The sequence below is a fragment of the Dietzia sp. B19 genome (assembly GCF_014145155.1).
GTDB lineage: Bacteria > Actinomycetota > Actinomycetes > Mycobacteriales > Mycobacteriaceae > Dietzia > Dietzia natronolimnaea.
Genome location: NZ_JAALED010000208.1, coordinates 1 through 4,973, shown reverse-complemented (window position 1 = coordinate 4,973; position 4,973 = coordinate 1). Strand labels below are relative to the sequence as shown.

The following is a 4,973-nucleotide window of genomic DNA, read 5'->3' as shown; positions in this document are numbered from 1 at the left end:
GACGGCCACGGCCACCTGCTCGGCGAGTCGGGCACGGACGCTCTCCGCGTCCGCCAGCTCGGCGCGTCGGGTCACCAGGTCGTCGGCGGCCAACCGGAAGGTCGCGTCGCGGAGGTCGGCCTGGACGGACTGGGCCCGGCGCGCCACCTCGGCCTGACGACCGAGGGGCTTGAGCTGGCGGCGCAGTTCGCCGGTCAGGTCACTCAGCCGGTCGAGGTTGCCCTGCATCCCGGCGAGCTTGCGCTGCGCCTTCTCCTTGCGACGACGGTGCTTGAGGATGCCGGCGGCCTCCTCGATGAAGGCGCGACGCTCCTCGGGTTTGGACTCGAGGATCTCGGCAAGTTTGCCCTGGCCCACGATCACGTGCATCTCGCGCCCGATGCCCGAGTCCGAGAGCAGCTCCTGGACGTCCATCAGGCGGGCGCGGTCCCCGTTGATCTCGTACTCGGCCGCACCGTCGCGGAACATCCGCCGGGTCAGCGAGACCTCGGCGTAGTCGATGGGCAGCGTGCCGTCAGAATTGTCGAGGGTGAGCGTCACCTCCGCGCGGCCGAGCGGTGCCTTGCCTGCGGTCCCCGCGAAGATCACGTCCTGCATCTTGCCGCCGCGCAGCGACTTGGCGCTGTGCTCCCCCATCACCCAGGTCAGCGCGTCGACGACGTTGGACTTACCGGAACCGTTGGGACCGACCACGCAGCAGATGCCGGGCTCGAACCTCAGCGTCGTCGGTGCCGCGAAGGACTTGAAGCCCTTGAGCGTCAGCGACTTGAGGTACACGACTGTCGATCCTATGGCACGGCCGGCTACCGCCCCGGAGGCGTGACCCCGACGGCGACAATCGCCGCCGCGCGCCGCCGGGCAGCCGGCTTCACCGCCAACTTGTGGAGTTCCGACACCACGATGACCGTGGCCCCGACGATCACGCACATCGCCCACTCACCTGGACTCAGGGGGCTCAGACCCATCGGGCCGGCCAGGACCGGCCAGCTCACGACCAGCACCTGGAGGCAGGCGGCGACCGCCGTCGCGGCCATCAACAGCGGGTTCGCCAGCGGGCTGAGGGTGAACACCGACCGACGGAGGGCACGGGCGTTCATCACGTGGAAGAAACTGGCTGCGACCAGCACTGTCAGTGCCAGGGTGCGGGCGTGATCGGTGTCCACTCCCTCCCAGATCGCGCGCTCGTAGACGACGAGCGTCACCACCGCCATCCACACCCCGCTCAGCGCGGTACGCCACCACATGGTGGCATCGAGGACACCCTCACGAAGGTCGCGCGGGGGGACCTCCAGCTCGTCGCCCTCGCCGGGTTCGAATGCCAGGGCGATCACCTGGATCCCCGAGGTCACCAGGTTGGCCCACAACATCTGGACGGGCAGCAGGACCAGCGGGGAATTGGTGAAGACGTTGATCGCGACCGCCATCAACGCCGCGATCGCCGAGGACAGGAGGAAGAAGGTCGCCTTGCGGATGGTCGCGAAGGTGACCCGCCCCTCCTCCACGGCGTGCACGATCGTGCTGAAGTCGTCGTCCGTGAGGACGACGTCGGAGGCCTCGCGGGCGACGTCCGTGCCCGAGTCGCCCATCGCGACCCCGATGGAGGCGACGCGTAGTGCGGGCGCGTCGTTGACACCGTCCCCGGTCACCGCGACCACGTTGCCCATCGCCATGAGCTGCTCGACGATCCGCATCTTGTCCTGTGGCGACACCCGGGCCGCGACCGTCGCATCCGCCAGCCGGGCCCGGAGCATCGTGTCGTCCAGGGCCGCGATCTCGGCCCCGGTCAGCGGGGGCGTGCCGGTGTCCAGCCCGAGCCTCCCGGCGATCGCGGTGGCCGTGACCGGGTGGTCACCGGTGATCATCATCACCCGGATCCCCGCCGACCGGCAGCCGGCGATCGCCTCCTGGACGCCCGGACGTGGAGGATCGGTCATCCCCTCCAGGCCGAGGAAGGTCAGGTCCTCCGGTGCGCCCTCCAGGGTGTCGCCGGCCAGCCGCGGATCCCCGTCCTCGAGCTCCCGGCGGGCCGTGGCGATCACCCGCAGCCCCTCCGAGCCCAGGGCGTCGTTGGCTGCCAGGACGGCTGCCCGATCGAGGGTCGTGGTGCCCCCTGCGGTGAGCATGCTCGAGCACATCGCGGAGACCGCGTCGGGCGCACCCTTGACGTACAGCACCGGCCGACCGCCCTCGCTCCGGATCGTCTGCGAGAACCCGAGCTCGGGCTCGTACGGCATGTGCGCCACTGGGGCGGCGGCCCGTTCGGTCGGCGTGACGACGCCCAGTCCCACCGCCACCGCGGCCATCGCCGCATCCACCGCGTCGCCGGTGAAGCGAAGGGGGTCGTCCCGTGTCGGGACGGCCTCGTTGGTCAGCGCGCCCGCGCGCAGGGCGGTCTCCGCGACGGCGCTGATCCGACCGGTGTCGGTGCCGACCCCGGTCGCGGCGTCGACAGCGATCTCCCCCTCCGTGGTCCACAGCCGTTCCACGGTGAGCAGGTTCTGTGTCAGGGTCCCGGTCTTGTCCGACCCGATCACCGTCGTGGACCCGAGGGTCTCCACCGACGGCAGATGCCGCACGATCGCATTGCGCCGCGCCATCCGGGCCACGCCCACGCTCATCGCCACGGTGAGCACCACGGGTAGCGCCTCGGGGATCGCGGAGACCACGAGAGCCACCGCGGTCCGGAACATCAGCGAGACGTCGTGTCCGAGCGCGAGCCCGGCGGCGAAGACGGCCAGAGCGGAGATCCCCACGATCAGGCCGATCCACCGCTCCATGGAGTGGATCAGGGCGGTGAGCGGTGCCGCCGCCGCGGTGTCCTGGACCAGCTCGTTGATGGCCCCGAGCTCGGTACCCGCGCCGGTGCCGACCACGACACCCGTCGCACGGCCCGACGAGACCAGCGAGCCGCTGAACGCCATGCCGGTCCGATCTCCGGTCGGCGCATCGGGGGCGACCGGGTCCGTGTCCTTGTCCGTGGCCAGGGACTCGCCAGTGAGCATCGACTCGTCGACCCTCAGGGACACCGCCTCGATCAGCCGCAGGTCGGCCGGGACGCGGTCGCCGCTGTCGAGGTGCACGAGATCTCCGGGCACCAGATCGGCCGAGTCGATGGTCTGCACGTGACCGTCCCGCCGCACGCGGGCGGTGGGTGAGGCCAGGGATTGCAGGGCCCGGACCTCCGTCTCCGCCTTGCGCTCCTGCCAGAACCCGATCGCCGCGTTGAGCACGACCGCCGCCGTGATCGCGGCGGTGTCCACCAGGTGACCCTGCACCAGGGTGATGGCGGCGCAGACCATCAGGAACAGGACAAGGGGGCTCCGGAACTGCCGGAGCAGCACCCGCCAGGCGGCGGTCGCGTCGGTCGCCTCCAACCGGTTGGGACCGTGGCGCTCCAGACGGCGCGTCGCCTCCTCGGAGGTCAGTCCCGTGGTGCCGGTGCCCACCCGGTCGAGTACCTCCGGCACCTCCAGTGCGTGCCAGGTGTCGGTAGTCACGTCACCTTCTCCTGTGCCGGAGGTCCTGAATGAGGTCATGGTCCGGTCCTCCGGTCTGTCTCGAACGTCGCGATCGGTCCGTCTCCAGAATGCCCCTACACCGTTCCGGGCCCGGGGCCGAGGGTGCGTTCAGCGCTCGCGGAATCCGGTCAGGTCCCCCCGGGCCGGTTCCCAGGAGTCCACCACGAGCTCCACCGTGCCCGGCCCGTCCCCGCCCCGCAGCAGGTCGACGAGCTGAAGGCACGCCCGGCGGGGCCCCTCGGCCACCACATGGACCCGGCCGTCGGCCTTGTTCGCGGCGTATCCCACGAGCCCGAGCTCGAGCGCCCTGGAGCGGGTCCACCACCGGAAACCCACGCCCTGGACGTGTCCGTGCACCCAGGCGACCATCCGGACCGGGGCGGGATCGGGACCGCCCGGGCCCCCGTCAGCGGCGCGCCGGCCTGTCATCGGAGATCGAACCCGAGCTCGACCTCGGTGCCCGACTGCAGCGTCCGGCCCACGGTGCACGCCTTGTCGACGGATCGCCTGATCATGTCGAGCAGCCTGTCCCGCATGGCCGGATCGAGCCCGGACAGGTCGAGCTCGTAGGTCTCCTCCAACCGCGGGTACCGCTCGGCCTCGCGATCCGCGTCCCCGGCCACGCGCACGGTGGCCTCGTAGTCCTCGCCGAGCCGGCGGGAGACGGTGAAGTCCGAGGCCATCGCGGTGCACGACGCCAGGGCGATCTTGAGCAGTTCACCCGGGGTGAACACGCCCTCGACGTCCGCCGAGCCGATCTCCACTCGCGCGCCCCGCGTCGAGAGCCCGACGTACCGCCGGGTCCCGGCCCGCTCCACCCGGAGTTCGGTGGCGGCCGGTGGGTTCTGGGAGGTGTTGTCCTTACCGCTCGTCGTCATGACGGTCATCGTACGGAGCGGGTCCGGCGCGCCCCACCACGGCGGGGCGCCGTCTGGCAGGCGGGGCAGAAGTGGGAACCGCGGTTCATGAAGTCCTCGCGGACCACCGGCGTCCCGCATCTCGCACAGGGCCGCCCCGCTCGCCCGTAGACGTCGAGAGACCTGTCGAAGTATCCCGAGGCCCCGTTGACGTTGACGTACAGGGCGTCGAACGAGGTGCCCCCGGCGGCCAACGCGTCGGACATCACGTCACGGGCGTGACCGAGCACCCCGCGGACGGTGGCCAGCGTCAACGCTCCCGCGCGCCGACGGCCGTGGACACCGGAACGCCACAGCGCCTCGTCGGCGTAGATGTTGCCGATCCCCGACACCACGGTCTGATCCAGCAGGAGCCGTTTGATCTCTGTGTCCCGGCGGCGGATCGTCCGCGCCGTGGCCAGCTCGTCGAATCCCGGCTCGAAGGGGTCGGCGGCCACGTGGGCGGCCGGCGCGGGCAGGAGCACTCGGGTGCCGTCGGCGGCCTCGGCCAGTGGGACGACGGTCCACCCGCCGAACGTCCTCTGGTCGACGAACCGCA

Annotated in this window: 5 protein-coding genes; all 5 read right to left on the bottom strand. The window is 71.2% G+C overall.

Translation table 11 applies throughout. From position 1 onward, the window contains the following. Nucleotides 1–777, bottom strand: a 777-nt coding sequence (locus G6020_RS06990) for an AAA family ATPase (protein WP_182610127.1), incomplete at its 3' end; no start/stop codon positions are given. 26 nt (nucleotides 778–803) lie between these two features. Further along, a complete protein-coding gene (locus G6020_RS06985) occupies nucleotides 804–3,497 on the bottom strand; it encodes an HAD-IC family P-type ATPase (RefSeq protein WP_347238012.1) in 2,694 nt (897 codons plus the stop codon). Between the two features lie 129 nt (nucleotides 3,498–3,626). Then, nucleotides 3,627–3,947, bottom strand: a complete 321-nt coding sequence (locus tag G6020_RS06980; protein WP_182610125.1) for an acylphosphatase — start codon at nucleotides 3,945–3,947, stop codon at nucleotides 3,627–3,629. Beyond that, nucleotides 3,944–4,396, bottom strand: coding sequence for an OsmC family protein (locus tag G6020_RS06975; protein ID WP_182610124.1), 453 nt, complete (start codon nucleotides 4,394–4,396; stop codon nucleotides 3,944–3,946). The genes G6020_RS06980 and G6020_RS06975 overlap by 4 nt, the downstream gene beginning before the upstream one ends. A 5-nt stretch (nucleotides 4,397–4,401) precedes the next feature. Then, nucleotides 4,402–4,973, bottom strand: a 572-nt coding sequence (locus G6020_RS06970) for a zinc finger domain-containing protein (protein WP_277815251.1), incomplete at its 5' end; no start/stop codon positions are given.

Excerpts from the sequence above, each read along its gene's own strand:
- G6020_RS06980 (WP_182610125.1), bottom strand. The coding sequence starts at position 3,947 with ATGACAGGCCGGCGCGCCGCTGACGGGGGCCCGGGCGGTCCCGATCCC.
- G6020_RS06975 (WP_182610124.1), bottom strand. The coding sequence starts at position 4,396 with ATGACGACGAGCGGTAAGGACAACACCTCCCAGAACCCACCGGCCGCC.